Genomic DNA, 17,381 nt, shown 5'->3' on the forward strand with positions numbered 1-17,381 from the left:
CCAGCACGATGGGGTGATGAACGATCTGTCCGGACAGAGTGTGGACCGGTCGGCGTCCGGCCCCTGGCTCGACCGGATCCTGCGCGAGGGTGCCACCCCCGGGTTGCTGAGCGCCCTGGTCGAACGGCTCTCGCCGACCGACCTGCAGACCCTGCTCCTGGAGGTCTACCGCCGCCGCGCCGCCGCCGTGACACCGGGTGGCCTGCTGCGGGCCTACGAGCGCAACCGTTTCACCGCACCGTCGGCGCTGGACGCGGGCGAGCTGGCCCGCCTGGACGCGCTCGTGCACGGACGGCTGGCCCGGCATGGTTTCACCGGGCTGGCGCTGTCACCACTCTGCCCGCTGGGTACCAACTCCGCGGTGGCGACCGTGGACCAGCACAAGGTGGTCACCACCGTCCGCAACACCGAGGTCGTCGCGGACGCCACCAACGTCCTGGCCCTGGAATGCGCGGTACGTCGCCGGGAGTCGCTGCGGGCCGACCCTCGGTCGCGCCAACGGGTCCGGCTCGCCGCCGTCCACCGGGTGGTGCGCGCCCAGGTCTTCGCCGGGCCTGGCATGTCCGCGCACTTCGCGCTGCTGGCGCTGTGCACCGCCGGTCGCGCCGAGGGGTCGTTCACCTTCGAGACGGCGGCGCTGGCCGAGCAGATCGGCGTCCACCTCGACGTCCTGCGCGGTGCCCGCGAACTCGGCTACCAGATCTCCGCCGTACGGGTGCTCCTCACCGACCTGACCGAGGGACGGCATCGCCAGGCCCTGCACGAACACGTCCTGAACCGGCTCGCGCCGGCACATCCCGGCACCACGTTCACCTTCGACGACGACCGGGTGAGCGGCCGCGGCTACTACAGCGGCGCCTGCTTCGAGATCCGCGCCACCACCCCCACCGGAGACGACCACAGCCTCGGCGACGGCGGATTCACCACCTGGACCGCCGACCTCCTCAGCGACGCCAAGGAACGCCTGCTCATCGGCGGCCTCGGCATCGAACGTCTCTGCGGGTTGTTCCCCCGGCACCCCCGGTAGCCGCGACCGCCCTCCCCGGACTGCAGTGACATGCCGAGATCAGGGTCGGGCTCTGCGCTGGTAGTGGCATCGCCGAACGCAGCACCTCCTGGATACCTCGGACCGGCCCAACGACGAGTACGGCCGGCGGACCTCCGGCACGGTCGGCGGGATGCCGTGGTCGTCGGCTTCGAACATGACGCGCCAGGCGTCAAGGTCTACGCTGTACTCTGCGGCCATCACATGATCTTGGTTGCCTTCACGAACTCCGAATGATCGCGCGGTGGCCGCCTTCATGTGGCCTCAACCGCGAAGATCGCGATATGTCACTGGAGTACCAGATCACTTTGAGGGCGTGTCCTGGCCTTGGGGATCGGTCCGGGCCACGACGGGGGCGCGACCAAGGCCGGGGCCACCGGGAGGGGGAGCGTGGAGAAGTTGCTCGTCTCCTGCGATGAGCTGGCCGGACTGCTCGGCGCGCCGTCGGTCCGGATCCTCGACACGCGCTGGCCCGTGGGCGACGGTCCGGCTGGACGGAACCTGTACCGCCGCTCTCGCGTACCCGGCGCCGTCCATCTCGGGTTCGACGCCACCCAGGCACCCGGCCCGCAGCCACCGGGCCGGGCCGCCGATCCCGCGACGCTCGCCGCTGCGCTCACCGATCTCGGCGTCGGCGCCGACAGCATCGTGGTCGCCTACGACGACAACCACCAGTTCACCGCGGCGCGGCTGGTATGGCTGATGCGCGCCCACGGCTTCAAGCGGGCCTTCCGCCTCGACGGCGGGTGGCCCGCCTGGCTGCGGTCGTGCGGGCCCGTGGAGACCGGGCCGATCTCCTCGCGGCCCGGCGTGACCCGCCCGCCGCTCCTGAGCCGGACCGGCTCCGCCATCGCCGGCCTGGAGGATGTACTCGCCCACCAGGCGGCCGGCCTGCCCATCCTCGACTGCCGCCGCGACTCCAGTTGGGCGGAGGAGCCTCAGCTCATCCCGGGCGCGACGAGGCTGCCGATGCGTGTGCTCGTCGACTCCTTGGGGCTGCACCTTCCCCCCTCCCGGATCAGAGCGGTGGCCACCGTGGCCGGGATCGCCGCCGACACGCCGGCCATCGCGTACTGCGGTGCGGCGATCTCCGCCCCGGCCGTGTGGCTCGCGCTGCGCGCAGCCGGCATCACCGGGGTACGGGTGTACGACGGCTCGATCACGGAATGGACCTCCAGCGGCCGGCCCCTGGTACCCGCGACAGCGTGCCGCCTCGGCCACTCCCAGACGGCACAACCTCCCACCGCCGCACCCACAGGCCGAGAAGACACCGACGAGGCGCCAGGATCTGAAACTGCCGGACATCGTTGACGCCCGGGTCTCCGGCCACTGTGGAGACCGTCTGCGTCCACCCCGAACCCCCACTGGACAGTGAGGCCAAACGGCGCCCGGCGGTCATCCGTCACATCGAACTCGCATGTCCCACCCGCACAACCACGCACGGAGGCCCCTCAGGCCAGGGCCAGTAGGCGGTCGCACTCCTGTAGCAGGCGCCTGCGGAGCGGGGCGGAGCGTTCGGTGAAGACGCGCTGGGCGGCCACGTACTCGGCGCGGCCTTCGGCGGTCTCCACCTGGATCGGCCGGTAACCCAGGGTGCCCAGGTCGTACGGGCTGGCCCGCATGTCCACGGTCCTGATGTCGCGGGCGAGCGCGAAGCAGTCGGCGACCAGCTCGCTGCCGATCAGCGGCGACAGCTTGTAGGCCCACTTGTAAAGGTCCATGTTGGCGTGCAGGCAGCCCGGCTGCTCCAGCTCCCGCTGGCGTTCACGGGTCGGCTGGATCACGTTGAGCGGGCGGGCCGGGGGCGTGAAGAAACGGAACGCGTCGAAGTGGCCGCACCGCACTCCGCGCTGGTCGACGATCTCCTCGATCCGCTCGGAGGAGAGCCGGAGCGGGAAGGAGGAGTGCCGGATCTCCGCCTCCTGCGTCCGGTAGACCATCGCCCACTCGTGCATCCCGAAGCAGCCCAGATAGGGCGGACGGCTCGCGGTGGCGGCCAGCAGTTCTCTCGTCCAGCCGATCGCGGCCGCGCGCTGCGGCAGGACCAGCTCAAGGTCCAGTACGGCGCCTTCCGCGCGGTCGCGGTAGTTCGGCCCGAAGGAACTCGCCCCCGCCAGGATCACCTCGGCCCCCGGATGCCATCGCAGCAGGCGCCCGGGCCGGAAGCTGTAGTAGGTGAACAGGAAGTCCTCGACCGGGTGGGCGACCTGCTCCCGACCGCGGCGCAGATGCGGCTCGACCCAGGCTCCGACCCGGTCCCGATGCGCCGAGGCCCGGCCCCGCCACTCCCGCTCGCTCAGCACTTCCACCCCAGCATGGTAGGAAGCGCCGGCCGGTAAGTGGTAAACGGAGACTCTTCTCTCCTTACAATCGTAGATCATGGTTTGGCGGGGTCTGCCGCTCTCGCCCCGGAACCGGCGCCTGACTCCCACAGGTCACTCGTACCGGATGGACCGTCGCAGCCCGCACGGCCCGGAGCCGCCCGCCTCCTGACCTGATGCGGCCTCGAATCCGACCTGTCGCGGGCGAGAGCCGCCGTGGCCTCGCCCGCGACAGGCCGCCGCCGACGGCCCCGTTACGGGCGCGGGTCGGCCCTCGCCTCGCCGGTGTCCGTACCGACGTCGGGGAACGAGTGATGTTCGTGGGCGACGATCCAGCGGCCGTGCTCCTTACGCAGGCCGAGCGTGAGCCTCAGGCGGTTCTCAGGCCGGTCGGCGAGATTCTCCCGCGTTCCGCAGCGCAGCAGGGCGTGCGCGTAGGCGATGTCGTCACCGGCGGTGACGTCCAGCGAGTCGATCTGGAACAGGGCTCCCTGTCTCTGCCAGTCGAAGAAGGGCGGCCACGACTCGCGGTAGGCGTCGATACCGCGTACCCCCTCGTACGGTGGCGGCACGTCGAACATCACGATGTCCTCAGAGTGGTCCGCGAGGACGCCGCTCATGTCGCCCCGGTGGACCGCCTCGGCCCAGTTCTCGACCAGAATCCGGATCTGTTCCTCGTCAGCAGGCATTCTTCGGCCCGGTCCTTTCCGGTTGGTGATCCCGTCAGGACTACAACCCGCGCCGCCCCGGAAAGTCATCGCGCGCCGCCGGATCGCCCTCAGCCAATCGGCTGAAACCAGTCAGCCGGGCAGCTCCGCCGGGAGGCCGAACACCGCAAACTCCGCGTCCAGGAAGGCGACCACCTCGGCGACCCTCGTACCGTTCAGGACGAGCAGGTCCAGGCCCGCCGCGACGTGGACGCCCCTGTCCTCGTCCCACAGGTAGGTGCCGAACGCGAGCTGCCCGTTCGCCCGCGTCGGCAGGAAGCGCCACCGCCGGTCCGACATCACCTCCGTCAGGAACGCCCGGATGCCGTCGTGGCCCTCGTACCAGGCCGTCAACGGTGGCATCGAGTACCTCGCGTCGTCCGTCAGCATCGCCACGACGGCCTCGATGTCCCCGGCCTCCCACGCGGCCGCGTACCTCCGGGCCACCTCCCGCCGCGCCGCCTCGCCCATCGCGTCCAGGGTTGCCCGCTGGGTGGCCGCCGGAAGCAGGCCGTCGAGGACCTTTCTGGCCCGTTGCAGCGCGCTGTTGACCGCCACGACCGTGGTGTCCAGCAGGTCGGCGACCTCGCGGGCCGCGAACCCGAGGACGTCGCGCAGCAGCAGGACAGCTCGCTGCAGGGCCGACAGGTGCTGCAGCGAGGCGACGAACGCGAGCTCCACGCTCTCCAGAACCACCACGCGAGCCTCCGGGCTCAGCTCCGCCGTCCAGCTCAGCCGGTGGTCGGGGTAGGGTTCGAGCCACATCGCCTCGGCCGACGGCGCGCCTTCCGGGCTCAGGTCGGTGGGAAGCTCGCGGCGCCCCCTGCGCTCGATCAGGGTCAGGCACCTGTTGGTCGCGATCCGGTACAACCACGGCCGGATCGACCCCCGGTCCTCGAACCGCTCCAGGCTGCTCCAAGCCCGGACCAGGGTCTCCTGTACGGCGTCCTCGGCGTCATGGACGGACCCCAGCATCAGGTAACAGTGCGCGTGCAGCTGATCCCGCAGCGGTCCGACCAGACGTCCGAAGGCGTCGCCGTCACCGGCCTGGGCCGCGACCAGGAGTTCCGCCGTGGTGGACCTGTCCATCCGGTCTTGACTCATCCGCACCGATCACCCCCGCCCTGGCGCCAGGCTATGGCCTGAAGGCCAGGGCGAAGTGGTGTGATCGGGGCCGGAAGCGACTCCATCCGTGGCGGGTAAGAACTCCGGGCGGCTCAGCCGCAATGAATCTCCGCCACCGGCGGCTCGATACGCCATCATGATCATTCTGACTGGAGGGCCCCTCGTCGGGTTGGCCGCCAAACGAAGAAAACCCAGGCCGACAGTGCCGACCTGGGCTTCTTGCAAGTGCGCCGCCAGGGACTCGAACCCCGGACCCGCTGATTAAGAGTCAGCTGCTCTAACCAACTGAGCTAGCGGCGCTTGCAACGGGGGTAACTCTAGCAGCAGCTCCGGCGCGACCGCACCTCGGTTGACCGCCGCCCGGCTCCCCGCGACAGGCTCGGGCCATTCCCGGCTGTCCGGCCCTGTACACGGACTCGGGGCCGGACAGTCCCTGTCCGACCCCGATCTTCTCGCGGGCTCTGCCATCGTCTCCCTCAAGACTCCGGCGGCCGTCCTGTTCCGAAATAGACTCGGGGCCGGACAGTCCCCCAACTGTCCGACCCCGATCTCCTCGCGGGCTTTGCCATCGTCTCCCCCAAGACTCCGGCGGCTCCGCTCAGGAACGCGATCCCCCTCGCGTCCTTTTTCCGGTGAAAAGTCTCTGCAACGCTCCCCCCGGGCTTCGCAGACCCCTTGACCTGCAATAACACTACCTGGCTAAATGTAACGGGCGCGTCATCCAAAGGTTGATTTTGCGCCTACACCCAACCTTGACCCGGTATCACCGAAGCCTCCGTCACCCCCGCCGGATACCCGAAAATCCGGCTTCCCGGAGGTAGATCGGTCTGCTTCGGACTCGGACCGGGAGCCGATCGGCCACCTCGTGCCTGGGTCAGGGGAGTTCGAGGCCCACTTTGGTCTCCTCCCGCAGTGCCCGGCTCACCGTGCAGTACTTCTCCTCGACACGGTGGGCCACCGCGCGGAGCACCTCGGCGGCCTTCTCGTCGCCCTCGGGCAGCTCCACGTCGTAGCTGATGGTGATCGGCCCCAGCCTGCTCGCCTCGATCTTCTCCGCCTGAACGGTCATCGCCAGGCGGACCATGCGGTGGCCGCGCTGGGCCGTCAGCGGCTCCACGGTGACGATGTTGCAGCCGCCGAGCGCCGCGAGCAGCAGTTCGACCGGGGTGAAAGTCCCCTGCTCGTCGCCACTGCCCATGGCGACCTCGGCTCCGCGGTCGTTGCGTGCCACGAACCCGTCCTCGGTCCGCTCCACCCTCACCTGCGCCATGACGCTCCTCCCCTGCCTTCCTCGATCTGCGGATCACCCTACAGAGGGAGGAGGACCGCCTTAGGCATCGGGATGTTTGGACAGGTATTCGATGTAGAACGGGCGCAGTGCGTCACCCAGCTCCCCATGACCCGAGACCATGGCGTCACTGAGCAGGGCCGAGATCCGGCTGAGGTCGTTGGTCGTCTCGTCCTCGTGCCCCGACGACGCCTCCGCCGCCGGGATCAAGGAGAGCAACTCCCACAGAAAGCCGAGATCTCCGTGATGCACGGCGTAGTGGACCGCGCGATCATGCAGTTCCTGGGCCGATAGCGACTCAAGCTCATCCGTTTCCAACAGACCCACCCCCTCACGCCCCTTCTGCCCCGAGATTGTGACCATCATGCGCAATCGGCGGTACGCGCAGTCAGCGCACCAGCCTGACCAGCATTTTTCCGGTGTTGGCGCCGTGGAGCATGTCGATGAACGCCCGCGGGGCGTTCTCCAGGCCGTCGACGACGGTCTCCATCGAGACGAGCCTGCCCTCGCGAAGCCAGGCGCCGACCTCGGCGACCATGTCGGGCAGCCGCGCCTGGTGGTCGGAGACGATGAATCCGCGCAGGGTGAGCCGCTTCCCCACGGCCAGGAAGAGGTTGTTCGGGCCCGGTACCGGCTCGGTGGCGTTGTAGACCGAGATCGCGCCGCACATCGCGACCCTGCCGTACGGCCTCAGCTCGTCGATGGCCGCCTGCAGGTGGTCACCGCCGACGTTGTCGAAGTAGACGTCGATCCCGCCGGGGGCCGCCTCGGCGAGCTGCTCACCGATCCGGCCGTCGCGGTAGTTGAAGGCGGCGTCGAAGCCGAGATCGCGGATCAGGTACGCGACCTTCTCCGGCGACCCGACGCTGCCCACCACGCGCGAGGCGCCCCTCAGCCGGGCGATCTGCCCGGCCAGGCTGCCCACGGACCCGGCCGCGCCGGACACGAACACCGCCTCGCCCTCCTTGAAGTGCGCGATGTCGAGCAGGCCCACGTACGCGGTGAGGCCGGTCATGCCCAGCGCCCCGAGGTAGGCGGAGAGCGGGACACCCGGGACCTCCTCGACCTTGCGGGCCTGCCCCGCGTCGAGCACGGCGTACTCGCGCCAGCCGTACCCGTGGGTGACGATGTCGCCGGGAGCGAGGTCCGGCGAGCGCGACACGACGACCTCGCCGACGGCCCCGCCGTCGAGGGGGGCACCGATCCGGAAGGGTGGGGTGTAGGACTCGGCGTCGTTCATCCGTCCCCGCATGTACGGGTCGACGCTCATGAAGAGGTTGCGGACACCGATCTCCCCCTCCCCTGGAGGGGGCGACTCGACCTCGGCCAGCTCGAAGTTCTCCGGGACCGGCCAGCCCGAGGGGCGCGACGCCAGCCGGATCTCCCGCGACACCGTACGGCCGGCGGCACGCGCCGACGTCCCGTTCACGGCGGCGGCCCCGGTCGCGGCGGTCCTCCCGGCGCCGGCGCCACCCCCGGTCCTCGTCCCGGCTCCCGTTTCCGACACGGCTCCGGATCCGTCCCCGGTCCCGGCTCCGGGGGCGGGGGCGGGGCCGGGCTTGGGGCCTGACTTGGGGACGGGACCGGGCTTGGGGACGGGACCGGGGCCGGGTTTGGGGACGGGACCGGGGCCGGGTTTGGGAGCCGAACCGGGGCCGGCCCCGGGGCCAGGCTTGGGGACAGGGCCGGGCTTGGGAACCGAACCCGGGTCGGCCCCGGGGCCAGGCTGGGAGCCAGGGCCGGGCTTGGAAGCCGAACCGGGACCGGCCCCGGGGCCAGGCTTGGGGACAGGGCCGGGCTTAGGAACCGAACCCGGGTCGGCCCCGGGGCCAGGCTGGGAGCCAGGGCCGGGCTTGGAAGCCGAACCGGGACCGGCCCCGGGGCCAGGCTTGGGAACAGGGCCGGGCTTGGGAACCGAACCCGGGTCGGCCCCGGGGCCAGGCTGGGAGCCAGGGCCGGGCTTGGAAGCCGAACCGGGACCGGCCCCGGGGCCAGGCTTGGGAGCAGGGCCGGGCTTGGGAGCAGGGCCGGGCTTAGGGGCGGGACCGGGCTTAGGGGCGGGACCGGGCCTCGGACCCGGCTTGGGGACGGGCCGGCTTCCGGGTTCCGTCCCGCCTCCGGCGGACTGATCTCCTGATCGGCCGCTGGATGGTCGGTCGTCCGACATGATGGCCCCCTCGGCGATTCGCGCTTCTCATCTGGGACTTTCCCATCCGGTAGCGGTCCTCCTCGCGAGACGGCGACGAACCTGACAAGATCTCGCCACTTTCGTGACCGCATCTGGTCATGGATGCGAAACTTTGCACGGAAGCCGGGACGCGATCCGCCGCCCCGGTCGTCATGACCGCCGTGCCCGTGGCGCTCGGTATCGATCGGATCAGCAGGCGCTCAGCCGACCAGCAAAGTGTCTAGTGTCCGTATATATCCGCTTCGGGCTGCAGATCTGCCGCCCGCCCGACCAGCCATGCGAGGATGCCCAACCGTGAAGATAATCATCAAAATACTGGTGGTGGCCGCCGCCCTGTGGGCGGCGACCCGGCTCGTGGACGGCATCACGGTGTCCGCGCAGACCCCCGTCAAGGAGATCGGCACGCTCCTCGCCGTCGCCCTGGTGTTCGGGATCGTCAACACCGTTCTCAAGCCCATCATCAAGACGCTCGGCTGCGCCTTCTACATCCTCACGCTGGGCCTGTTCGCCCTGGTCGTCAACGCCGGACTGCTCCTGCTGACCAGCTGGATCGCCAAGGAGCTCAGCCTGCCCTTCCACGTGGAGGGCTTCTGGCCCGCGTTCTGGGGCGCGATCGTCATCGGTCTGGTCAGCTGGATCCTCGACCTGATCCTCGACGCGATCGTCGGCGACTGAGCCGATGGTCGTCCTCCTTGACGGCGCCCACCTGACCTGCGAGCAGGTCGATCGGGCGGCTCACGGCTCCGGGGTCGCGCTGGGCTCCACGGCCCGCGCGCGGGCGGCGTGGCGGACGGCCACCCTGCTCGAAGGGCCGGTGTACGGCCGGACCACCGGGGTGGGCGCCAACAAGGACGTGGAGACCGAGGCCGCCGGTCTCGACCTGCTCCGCAGCCACGCGGGCGGCGCGGGACCGCGGATCGAGGAGTTCCGCGCCCGCGCCACCCTCGTCGTCCGCCTCAACCAGTTGCTCGCCGGCGGCTCGGGGGTCGACCCCGCACTCCTGCCGGTACTCGCCGCCGCCGTCAACCGGGGCCTGACCCCGCCGATCCGCACCTACGGCGCCATCGGCACCGGCGACCTCACCGCCCTGGCCACCACCGCGCTCTGCCTGGTGGGCGAGCTTGCCTGGAGACCTCCCGCCAGGAGCACACGGACCGAGGGCGCACAGGCCGAGAGCGCACAGGCCGGGCCCCCCGCCGGAACGCGGGCCGATGAGCCCGTACCCCGGTTCGCGCTCGCCGCCGGTGACGCGCTGCCGTTCATCAGCTCGGGCGCGGCGACCCTGGCGGACGCGGCACTGGCCTGCCATCGCCTGGGAGTCCTGCTGGCCGCCGCCACCGCGGTCGCGGCCCGCTCCTTCCTGGCCGTCGAGGCCTCACTGGAACCACTCTCCCCCGTCGTGCAGCGCGGCCCCGAGCAGACCTCGGTCGCGGCCGAGCTGCGCGACCTGGTCGGCGCCACCAGCCCGCGCCGCGTGCAGGACCCGTACGGCTACCGTGCCTTCCCGCAGATCCACGGGGCCGCACTCGACGCTCTTCGCCACGCGGAGCGGACCGTCGCCGAGGAGATGAACGCGGCCCCGGAGAACCCGTTGATCGCCGACGGCCGGGCCTGGCACAACGGCAACTTCCACTCGGCGCGGGTCGCGCTCGCCCTTGACGCGCTGCGGGCCGCGCTCGTGCAGACCGCGGCGGTGAGCGCCGCCAGGCTCGCCACCCTGAACGATCCGGCCCACACGGGGCTGCTCCCCTTCCTCGCCGAGCGCCCCGGCGGCTCCGGGGTGATGATCCTCGAATACGTCGCGCACTCCGCCCTGGCCGAGCTGCGCCATCTGGCCGCCCCCGTCACCCTGGGCGGCGCCGTGCTCTCCCTGGGGACCGAGGACCACGCGAGCTTCACCCCGCAGGCGGCCCGCTCCGCGCTCGCCGCCGTCGAGCCGCTGGAGATCGTCCTGGCCTGCGAGCTGGTGGCCTCCGTACGGACCCTGCGCCTGCGCGGCGTCCCCTGCGACCTGCCCCTCGATCCCGCACTGGACGACCGCCCGCTGGACGCCGACCTCGACGTGGCACGCGGGCTCCTGCCCGGCCTCGCCGTTCGCTGACTCCCCGCCGGTCAGCCGACCGAGCCGCGCTCGTGCAGCCGGGGGGCCTGGACGATGCGGCGGCGGCGCGGGTTGCCGTCGGCGGCGGCCACCACCATCCGGACGGCGGCGCGGACGATGCCGTCGATGTCCCAGTCGACGGTGGTCAGGCCGGGGGTGAGCAGTCCCGACATGGGGTGGTCGTCGTAGCCCATCACCGACACCTCCGACGGGATGACCAGCCCCCGTTCGGCCGAGGCCGCGTAGACGCCGTAGGCGATCGAGTCGGCGAAGCAGAAGAACGCCCGGTGCCCGGCGTCGAGCATCTCGCCGGCGACCCTGGTGGCGGATGCCGGCGACTGCGGGGCGGTGACCAGCTCGATGTCCAGACCCAGCCGCCCGGCCTCGGCCATGACGTGCACGTCGGCGGGCCTGTCAGGGGTGCTGGCCCTGGTCGAGGTGAGAACGGCCAGGCGCCGGTGCCCCCGCTCGCGCAGGTGTTCCAGGGCCAGGGTCACCCCGGCCCTGTTGTCGAAGACGACCTCGCCCGCGGCGCGCGCTCCGGCCAGCGCGTCGCCGATCGACACCACCGGCAGCCCCTCGCACAGCTCGGCCCAGAGCGGTGCCGCGGGGTCGACCGGCTGCACGATCAGCGCGTCCACCCGCTGGTCGCGGAGCTGCCTGGCGAGCGTGTGCTCCCTGGCGGGGTCACCGGCGGCGTCCAGGATCAGGGCGTAGCGGTCGTTGTCCTTGAGCGCGCGGCCGATGCCGACGGCCAGCGCCTGCTGCCAGAGATCCTCCAGCGAGCCGCAGAGCAGGCCGATCATGCCGGTTCTGCCGCTGGCCAGCGCGCGGGCGATGGGATCGGCCTCGTAGCCGAGCTCGGCCGCGGCCTGGCGCACCCGCTCGATGGTCTCCTCCGAGACCTGCATGCCGCGTAGCGCGTACGAGACGGCGGCGGGTGACAGGCCGGTGGCCTTCGCCACCTCACGTATGGTCGCTCGTTTCCGAGGCTGGGGCATCGGACCAGCCTATTCCTCAGGACCTCCGGGAGCGCGCTCCACAGCGGATCACATCTTTCCGGAGGTATTGACACAAGATGGGGTGAAACGGTTCACTGAAACGGTTCACTGAACCGTGTCACTGTTGGATGTGGCATGGTGAGAGCGGTTACCTATATTCTAGGTAGGGAATATCTCGATAGCCTGGGAGGAGGCCGGTTGTGACCGTCGACGTTCACCAGCATCTGTGGACGCCCGCGTTCGTCGACGCGCTCAGGCACCGCACGGCCGCCCCCCGTCTCGACGGCTGGACCCTCCACACGGACGGCGAGCCCCCCTACGAGGTCAACCCCGCGGACCACGACCTCGCCGCGCGCCTCGCGCTGAACTCGGACCTCGCCCTGGCCCTGGTGTCGCTGTCCAGCCCGCTCGGCATCGAGTCGCTGCCGCCCGAGGACGCCTGGCCGATCATCGACGCCTACCATGAGGACGCCCTCGCCCTGCCCGCGCCGTTCGGCGCCTGGGCGGCGACCTGTCTCAGCGAGATCGACCCGGACAGGCTCGCCGGAAACCTCGACACCCGGGGGTTCGCCGGGCTCCAGCTGCCCGCGACCGCCGTGCGCGACGCCGCGGGCCTGGCCAGGGTCGCCCCGCTGCTCGACGCGCTCACCGAGCGCGACCTGCCGCTCTTCGTGCACCCCGGCCCCGGCCCCGGCCCCGCCCCCGAGGCCGAGGAACCCGAGGGGGCCGGGGTGCCCGGCTGGTGGCCCGCCGTCGTGCCGTACGTGCAGCAGATGCACGCCGCCTGGTACGCCTTCGCCGCCTTCGGCCGGGCCCGCCACCCCCGCCTGCGGGTCTGCTTCTCGCTGCTCGCCGGGCTGGCCCCGCTGCACTCCGAGCGCCTGGCCAACCGCGGCGGGGAGGGCCGGGGGCAGGTCGATCCCGGCATCTTCCTGGAGACCTCCTCCTACGGCCCGCGCGCCATCGACGCGATCATCCGCGAGCTCGGCGTCGACGTCGTGGTCAGCGGTTCCGACCAGCCCTATGCCGCCGCCCCGGACCCGGGGCTCGGCGACGCCGCCTGGCACGCCATCGCGGTCACCAATCCCAACCGTCTGCTGAACCGGAAGGAGTCGCGTTAGTGAACCAGTCCCAGGGCCGCGGGAGCTGTGCGCTCCCGGCGCAGGCGGCCCCGAACGGCGAGATCGTCAGGCGAGCGAACCGCCACTCCGGCGGTGAGTCCTGATGAGCTACGAGGCCCTGCCCGCCCGCGCCCTCGACCGGCGCGAGCTGCTCGACCTGGTCAACGAGCTGGCCGCCGACCCCTCCCGATGGGAGGACCAGGTCGAGTTCCCCGAGGAGGGGGGCCGCCACTACGCCTCCCTCTACCGTGACTCCCACGTCGACATCTGGCTGTTGTGCTGGCGGCCCGAGGACGACACCGGCTGGCACGACCACGACACCTCCTCCGGCGCGGTCCGGGTGGTGGCCGGGACACTTCTGGAGTGCAACCCCCGGATCGGCGGCGAGCACCTGGAGACCGTGATCTCCGAGGGCGAGTCCTTCTCCTTCGGCCCCGACCACATCCACCGGCTGAACGGCGCGGTGCACGGCAGCGTCTCGATCCACGCCTACTCGCCGCCGCTCTGGCGCCTCGGCCAGTACTCGATCAGCGACAGCGGCGTGATGCGCCGCGTCTCGGTCAGCTACGCCGACGAGCTGCGCCCGCTGGACGACGCCGGGCAGCTGGTCGAGGTCGCCTGAGCACGGACGGCTCCGGACGGAGATCCGGCGGGGAGTCGGCCCTGGACGGGTGCCGAACCTGATCAAAAAGACTTGATCAGGTTCGGCACCGGAAATCGAGGAGACGGTGCTGCTCGCCAGCCGGGTCGTGGTGCTCAGCCCCCGGCCAGGCAGGGGCAGGGAGATCGACGCCCGACGAGTACCGAAGGGCGCCTCATTTCACGCGGACCCACGGGGGGAAGCTCACTACCTCGACCTGCTGTGTCGCCTCTTCCAGACCGGCCCGGTGGAACTCGGATTCGCCACCGACTACTCCCCAGGCGTGAAGACCCCGGTCCCCGCACCTGAACGGGAGCTGATCATGAGTGCCGCCAACGAGTCCAGCGACCACGCCGCCGAAGCCGAGGCAGCCGTCGTCGGCTCCAATGCCCTGGAGCAGCTGAGCGACGACATCACCCGCCTTGCCCGCACCTATGTACATGCGGCGCCTCTTCCTCTTTTCGGTGAGCTGACGCGCATCCGTAACCGCACGTACCGCCTCATCGAGCGCACTCGCCACCCCGGCCAGCAGCGTGATCTCTATCTGGTCGCCGGACAGGTCTGCGGGCTGCTGGGGAGTGCGAGCTTCGACCTCGGCTACCCGCACGCGGCGGCGGAGCAGGCCAGGGCGGCCCGTGTCTACGGTGAAGTCATCAGCCACAACGAGCTGACCGCGTGGGCCGACGGTCTGCTGGCCTGTGTGGAGTTCTGGGCGGATCGTCCGGCGCAGGCACTGCGGCTGGTGGAACGAGGCCTCGCTCTCGCCCCCACCGGCACCGCCCGGGTCCGCCTGCTCAGCATCGCGGCGCGAGCGTCCGCCCTGCTCGGCGACGTAGAGGGGGTCCGCGAAGCAGTTCGCGGCGCCCAGGATGCCCGCGGCCCTCAGGGGGAGTTGCATGACGGTGTGGGTGGCGAGTTCGGATTCAACGAGGCGCGACAGGCCTTCTGCGCGGGTTCCGCTTATCTGAGCGCCGGGTTGGCGCCGGATGCGGAGAATGAGTGTGAGTACGCGCTTACTCTGTACCGTCGTGCGCCTGCCGAAGAGCGGTGGTACGCCGCCGAAGCGAGCGCCTCCGTCGATCTCGCAGCGGCCCGGCTGCTCTCTGATGACGTCAGCGGAGCAACGGACGCCCTGTCCCCCATGTTCACGCTTCCAGCGGACAAACGGGTTGAAGGGCTGGTGAAGCGGCTCTGGCAGGTCCGAACGTCACTTGCTGCGATCCCGTCTCGCGAGACGACCACCTTGGTGGGAAAGATCGAGGAATTCACCGCCGAAACCGTCACACGAGCGCCGATGTCTTTTTAGCGGTGATCCCAGATCTCAAGGAGTTCTCGCTCCTTCTCCTGGGACAACCCATGGTGAGCTTGGCGGTCGTAGGCAGCAGGATCTCCGCTCTTGGACAGCCACCCGTAGGTGCCTCGTACCGTGTCATCGATCGGGCGGCAGGTCAGCCCGGCGGGTGCCGCCCTGGTCGTGTTCACGGACCAGGTGCCCGGGGGAGTCCGCCACAGCGGAATCTCGGTCCACTGCCTGACCTGGTGATCGATCAGGAAGTCGTCGTCGACCCAGGTCAACTCGGCACCTGACCCGGTCTCAGCGACGCACGCTTCGAGCATCTGCCCGAAGGTGGCCTGCCCTTGAGGCGCCACCACGTTGAAGGTCCCTGCCGTCCTCTTCTCCAGGCACTGGAGGGTGAACGCGGCCAGGTCTCGGATGTCGACGGGCTGGATCGGCTTCGTGGCATCTCCCGGTGCGAGCACCCGGCCGCCGCGCTCGATTCGCCGTAGCCACCAGGTCAGCCGGCCCACGTTCTCCTGTGGCCCGAGGATCACTCCGGGGCGCAGGACGGTGACCCGGCCGTTGAAGGCGTCCACCACCGCGCGCTCACAACCGGCCTTGTAGGCCCCGTACTGCGCGGCCGTCCACGTCGCCTCGTCTTCGGCTGTGCCTGACGCATCCGGTGCGCATTCGTAGACAGGACTTTCCTCGCTGACAGGCTCGGCAGGCCAGGCCGGATAGACCGAGACGGTGGAGAAGAAGACATAGGCGCCCGCCCGGTCCGACAGGAGGCGGGCCGCATCCCCGACGACTTTAGGCACGTAGCCGCTGGTGTCGACGACCCAGTCCCACTCACGGCCGGTGACCAACTCGCGGAGATGAGTCGCGTTCTCCCTGTCTCCTCGGACGGCCTCCGTACCGGGCACGTCTTGGCCCGTCCGGCCGCGGTTGAACGTCGTGACCTGGTGGCCGCGGGCAAGGGCGTGTTCCACGAACACCCTGCCCACAAAGCGTGTTCCGCCCAGCACCAAGACCTTCATGGGCACGATCATCACCCAGCGAGGACGTTCTGGTCGACCGTTCCAAGGGAACCATGTGCGTAGGCCTGGGCGATGCAAAATCTCGGCGCGATGCCTGGCACCAACTTATTGTCACGTAACGCGAATGCCGGAGCTTCCTTCGTGTGGGCGCGGGGCGACCAGCAGCAGGTCGCACAGGTCTTCTCTGGTTCTATGTCATCCTGCTGGTGCCACGCCCACTAACTGGGGAAACTCGTATACCACCTCCGTGGGCGCAACCCACCGCTGAAATCCATGACACAAAAACACTGACCGCGGTTCTGAAAAGAGCACAGGGGTCTCGCGTCGCGAAACCCCCGTGTGACGGTGCCAGTCCGCACGGCTCTCGGAACCCGGACGGTCACCGAACCCAGCAGGTCAGAACACCCGCGCCCGCACCGCCCTGGCCATGCCCGGGTCGTCGGCGAAGACGCCGTCCAGGCCGAGTCGGTAGAGCCTCTCCAGCCAGCCCATCACGTCGCCGGTGGCCCGGTGAAAGGCCGGGCTGGCCGGGTTGCCCAGCCGGAAGTCCAGCGGAAGGTGTGAGTTCTCGTTCCTGACCGTCCAGGCGTGCACCTTCAGTCCCGCCTGGTGGGCGTCCCGGACGAGCGTGGTGGGCGGCAGGAGACTGCCGTCGGGTCCCGCCGGCACGATCCGCCGGGTGTCGACGCCGACGCCGTCCGCGTAACCGGCCACCTCACGCAGCCCCGCGGGGGTGACCATGGTGTCGTAGGTGCGCGGGTCTCCGGCCGCGATCCAGTCGTACGGGGCGCCGCCGGCGGTGATCAGCTGGATCAGCGGCAACCTGGTCTTCTTGCTCAGCTCGCGCAGGTTGGCGGTCTCGAAGGACTGGATGAAGACCGGGGCGCCGCTCCCGCTCCAGCCGTGCCTGCCGAGCACCTCCAGCAGCGGCCCCTCCAGGGAGAGACCGATGGAGTCGAAGTAGCTCGGGTTCTTGGTCTCCGGGTAGACCCCGACCCCGTGCCGCCGTGCCAGCTCGACCACCTCGTCGAAGGTGGGGATCTCCGCGAGGCCGTTGAAGACGGCGTTGGCCGGGCGCAGGTCGGGGATGCGCTCCTCGGCCCTGAGGGTCTTCAGCTCGGCGAGCGTGAAGTCCTCGGTGAACCAGCCGGTGATCGACCTGCCGTTGACGGTCTTGGTGGTGCGGCGGTCCGCGAACTCGGGGTGGTTCTCGACGTCCGTGGTGGCGCCGATCTCGTTCTCGTGCCTGGCGACCAGCACGTGGTCCCTGGTCGCGACCAGGTCGGGCTCGATGTAGTCGGCGCCGAGCGCGATGGCGGCCTCGTACGAGAGCAGGGTGTGCTCGGGCCGGTGCGCACTGGCGCCCCGGTGGCCGATGACGATGGGTTCGCGGACCCGGGGTTCGGCGATGGCGGGTTCGGATTGTGGCAACACGAAGGCGACGGTACCGGCCACGAGGGCCGCCGGCACCACGACCCGAAACCTACGGATCATGTTCAGGACCGTAGAAGGCCCGGATGACCAC

General features: G+C 70.4%; 16 protein-coding genes and 1 tRNA gene. 7 read left to right on the forward strand and 10 right to left on the reverse strand.

The window, feature by feature from the left end; translation table 11 throughout:
* Window positions 1–16: 16 nt before the first annotated feature.
* Together ACQP0P_RS38790 and ACQP0P_RS38795 are read left to right on the forward strand one after the other, a co-directional pair.
* A complete protein-coding gene (locus ACQP0P_RS38790) occupies window positions 17–1,027 on the forward strand; it encodes a hypothetical protein (protein ID WP_433365412.1) in 1,011 nt (336 codons plus the stop codon).
* 408 nt (window positions 1,028–1,435) lie between these two features.
* Window positions 1,436–2,356: a sulfurtransferase gene (locus tag ACQP0P_RS38795; protein ID WP_433365415.1), complete on the forward strand. Its 921-nt coding sequence runs from the start codon at window positions 1,436–1,438 to the stop codon at window positions 2,354–2,356.
* 140 nt (window positions 2,357–2,496) lie between these two features.
* Here the strand turns inward: ACQP0P_RS38795 and ACQP0P_RS38800 are convergent, their stop codons facing one another.
* The 7 genes from ACQP0P_RS38800 to ACQP0P_RS38830 all read right to left on the reverse strand — a co-directional run bounded on the left by ACQP0P_RS38800 (window position 2,497) and on the right by ACQP0P_RS38830 (window position 7,879).
* Window positions 2,497–3,354 (reverse strand): 3-methyladenine DNA glycosylase, encoded by an 858-nt coding sequence (locus ACQP0P_RS38800; protein WP_433365418.1) that lies wholly within the window; start codon window positions 3,352–3,354, stop codon window positions 2,497–2,499.
* A gap of 266 nt (window positions 3,355–3,620) precedes the next feature.
* Window positions 3,621–4,055 carry a YybH family protein gene (locus ACQP0P_RS38805; protein ID WP_433365421.1) on the reverse strand — a complete coding sequence of 145 codons (435 nt, stop codon included), beginning with the start codon at window positions 4,053–4,055 and terminating at the stop codon, window positions 3,621–3,623.
* 111 nt (window positions 4,056–4,166) lie between these two features.
* A complete protein-coding gene (locus ACQP0P_RS38810; RefSeq protein WP_433365424.1) occupies window positions 4,167–5,177 on the reverse strand; it encodes a sigma-70 family RNA polymerase sigma factor in 1,011 nt (336 codons plus the stop codon).
* Window positions 5,178–5,424: 247 nt separating this feature from the next.
* Window positions 5,425–5,498: transfer RNA gene (locus tag ACQP0P_RS38815), tRNA-Lys, on the reverse strand.
* Between the two features lie 574 nt (window positions 5,499–6,072).
* Window positions 6,073–6,468, reverse strand: coding sequence for an OsmC family protein (locus ACQP0P_RS38820; protein WP_433365427.1), 396 nt, complete (start codon window positions 6,466–6,468; stop codon window positions 6,073–6,075).
* A 60-nt stretch (window positions 6,469–6,528) separates the two neighbouring features.
* The gene (locus tag ACQP0P_RS38825) at window positions 6,529–6,813 is read right to left on the reverse strand and encodes a hypothetical protein (RefSeq protein WP_355569441.1); all 285 of its coding nucleotides are present in this window, start codon (window positions 6,811–6,813) and stop codon (window positions 6,529–6,531) included.
* A 61-nt stretch (window positions 6,814–6,874) separates the two neighbouring features.
* A complete protein-coding gene (locus ACQP0P_RS38830) occupies window positions 6,875–7,879 on the reverse strand; it encodes an NADP-dependent oxidoreductase (RefSeq protein ID WP_433382310.1) in 1,005 nt (334 codons plus the stop codon).
* A 1,089-nt stretch (window positions 7,880–8,968) separates the two neighbouring features.
* On the opposite strand from ACQP0P_RS38830, the gene ACQP0P_RS38835 reads away from it, so the two are divergent.
* Together ACQP0P_RS38835 and ACQP0P_RS38840 are read left to right on the forward strand one after the other, a co-directional pair.
* Window positions 8,969–9,349, forward strand: coding sequence for a phage holin family protein (locus ACQP0P_RS38835; protein ID WP_350962804.1), 381 nt, complete (start codon window positions 8,969–8,971; stop codon window positions 9,347–9,349).
* A gap of 4 nt (window positions 9,350–9,353) precedes the next feature.
* Window positions 9,354–10,775: an aromatic amino acid lyase gene (locus tag ACQP0P_RS38840; protein WP_433365431.1), complete on the forward strand. Its 1,422-nt coding sequence runs from the start codon at window positions 9,354–9,356 to the stop codon at window positions 10,773–10,775.
* A gap of 11 nt (window positions 10,776–10,786) precedes the next feature.
* On the opposite strand, the gene ACQP0P_RS38845 is transcribed toward ACQP0P_RS38840, so the two are convergent.
* Window positions 10,787–11,740 carry a LacI family DNA-binding transcriptional regulator gene (locus tag ACQP0P_RS38845; RefSeq protein ID WP_433365434.1) on the reverse strand — a complete coding sequence of 318 codons (954 nt, stop codon included), beginning with the start codon at window positions 11,738–11,740 and terminating at the stop codon, window positions 10,787–10,789.
* Between the two features lie 236 nt (window positions 11,741–11,976).
* On the opposite strand from ACQP0P_RS38845, the gene ACQP0P_RS38850 reads away from it, so the two are divergent.
* From ACQP0P_RS38850 to ACQP0P_RS38860, 3 genes are all read left to right on the forward strand, one after another.
* Window positions 11,977–12,897, forward strand: coding sequence for an amidohydrolase (locus tag ACQP0P_RS38850; protein WP_433365437.1), 921 nt, complete (start codon window positions 11,977–11,979; stop codon window positions 12,895–12,897).
* Window positions 12,898–13,000: 103 nt separating this feature from the next.
* Entirely contained in the window at window positions 13,001–13,519 is a 519-nt protein-coding gene (locus tag ACQP0P_RS38855) for a cysteine dioxygenase (protein ID WP_433365440.1), read from the forward strand.
* A 265-nt stretch (window positions 13,520–13,784) separates the two neighbouring features.
* Window positions 13,785–14,843 carry a hypothetical protein gene (locus ACQP0P_RS38860; RefSeq protein ID WP_433365443.1) on the forward strand — a complete coding sequence of 353 codons (1,059 nt, stop codon included), beginning with the start codon at window positions 13,785–13,787 and terminating at the stop codon, window positions 14,841–14,843.
* Here the strand turns inward: ACQP0P_RS38860 and ACQP0P_RS38865 are convergent.
* Together ACQP0P_RS38865 and ACQP0P_RS38870 are read right to left on the reverse strand one after the other, a co-directional pair.
* The gene (locus tag ACQP0P_RS38865) at window positions 14,840–15,856 is read right to left on the reverse strand and encodes an NAD-dependent epimerase/dehydratase family protein (RefSeq protein ID WP_433365445.1); all 1,017 of its coding nucleotides are present in this window, start codon (window positions 15,854–15,856) and stop codon (window positions 14,840–14,842) included. The two genes, ACQP0P_RS38860 and ACQP0P_RS38865, sit on opposite strands and share 4 nt — an antisense overlap.
* Before the next feature lie 396 nt (window positions 15,857–16,252).
* Window positions 16,253–17,350 carry a glycerophosphodiester phosphodiesterase gene (locus ACQP0P_RS38870; protein ID WP_433365448.1) on the reverse strand — a complete coding sequence of 366 codons (1,098 nt, stop codon included), beginning with the start codon at window positions 17,348–17,350 and terminating at the stop codon, window positions 16,253–16,255.
* Between the last annotated feature and the right edge of the window lie 31 nt (window positions 17,351–17,381).

Source organism: Streptosporangium sp. CA-115845 (assembly GCF_050943795.1).
GTDB lineage: Bacteria > Actinomycetota > Actinomycetes > Streptosporangiales > Streptosporangiaceae > Streptosporangium.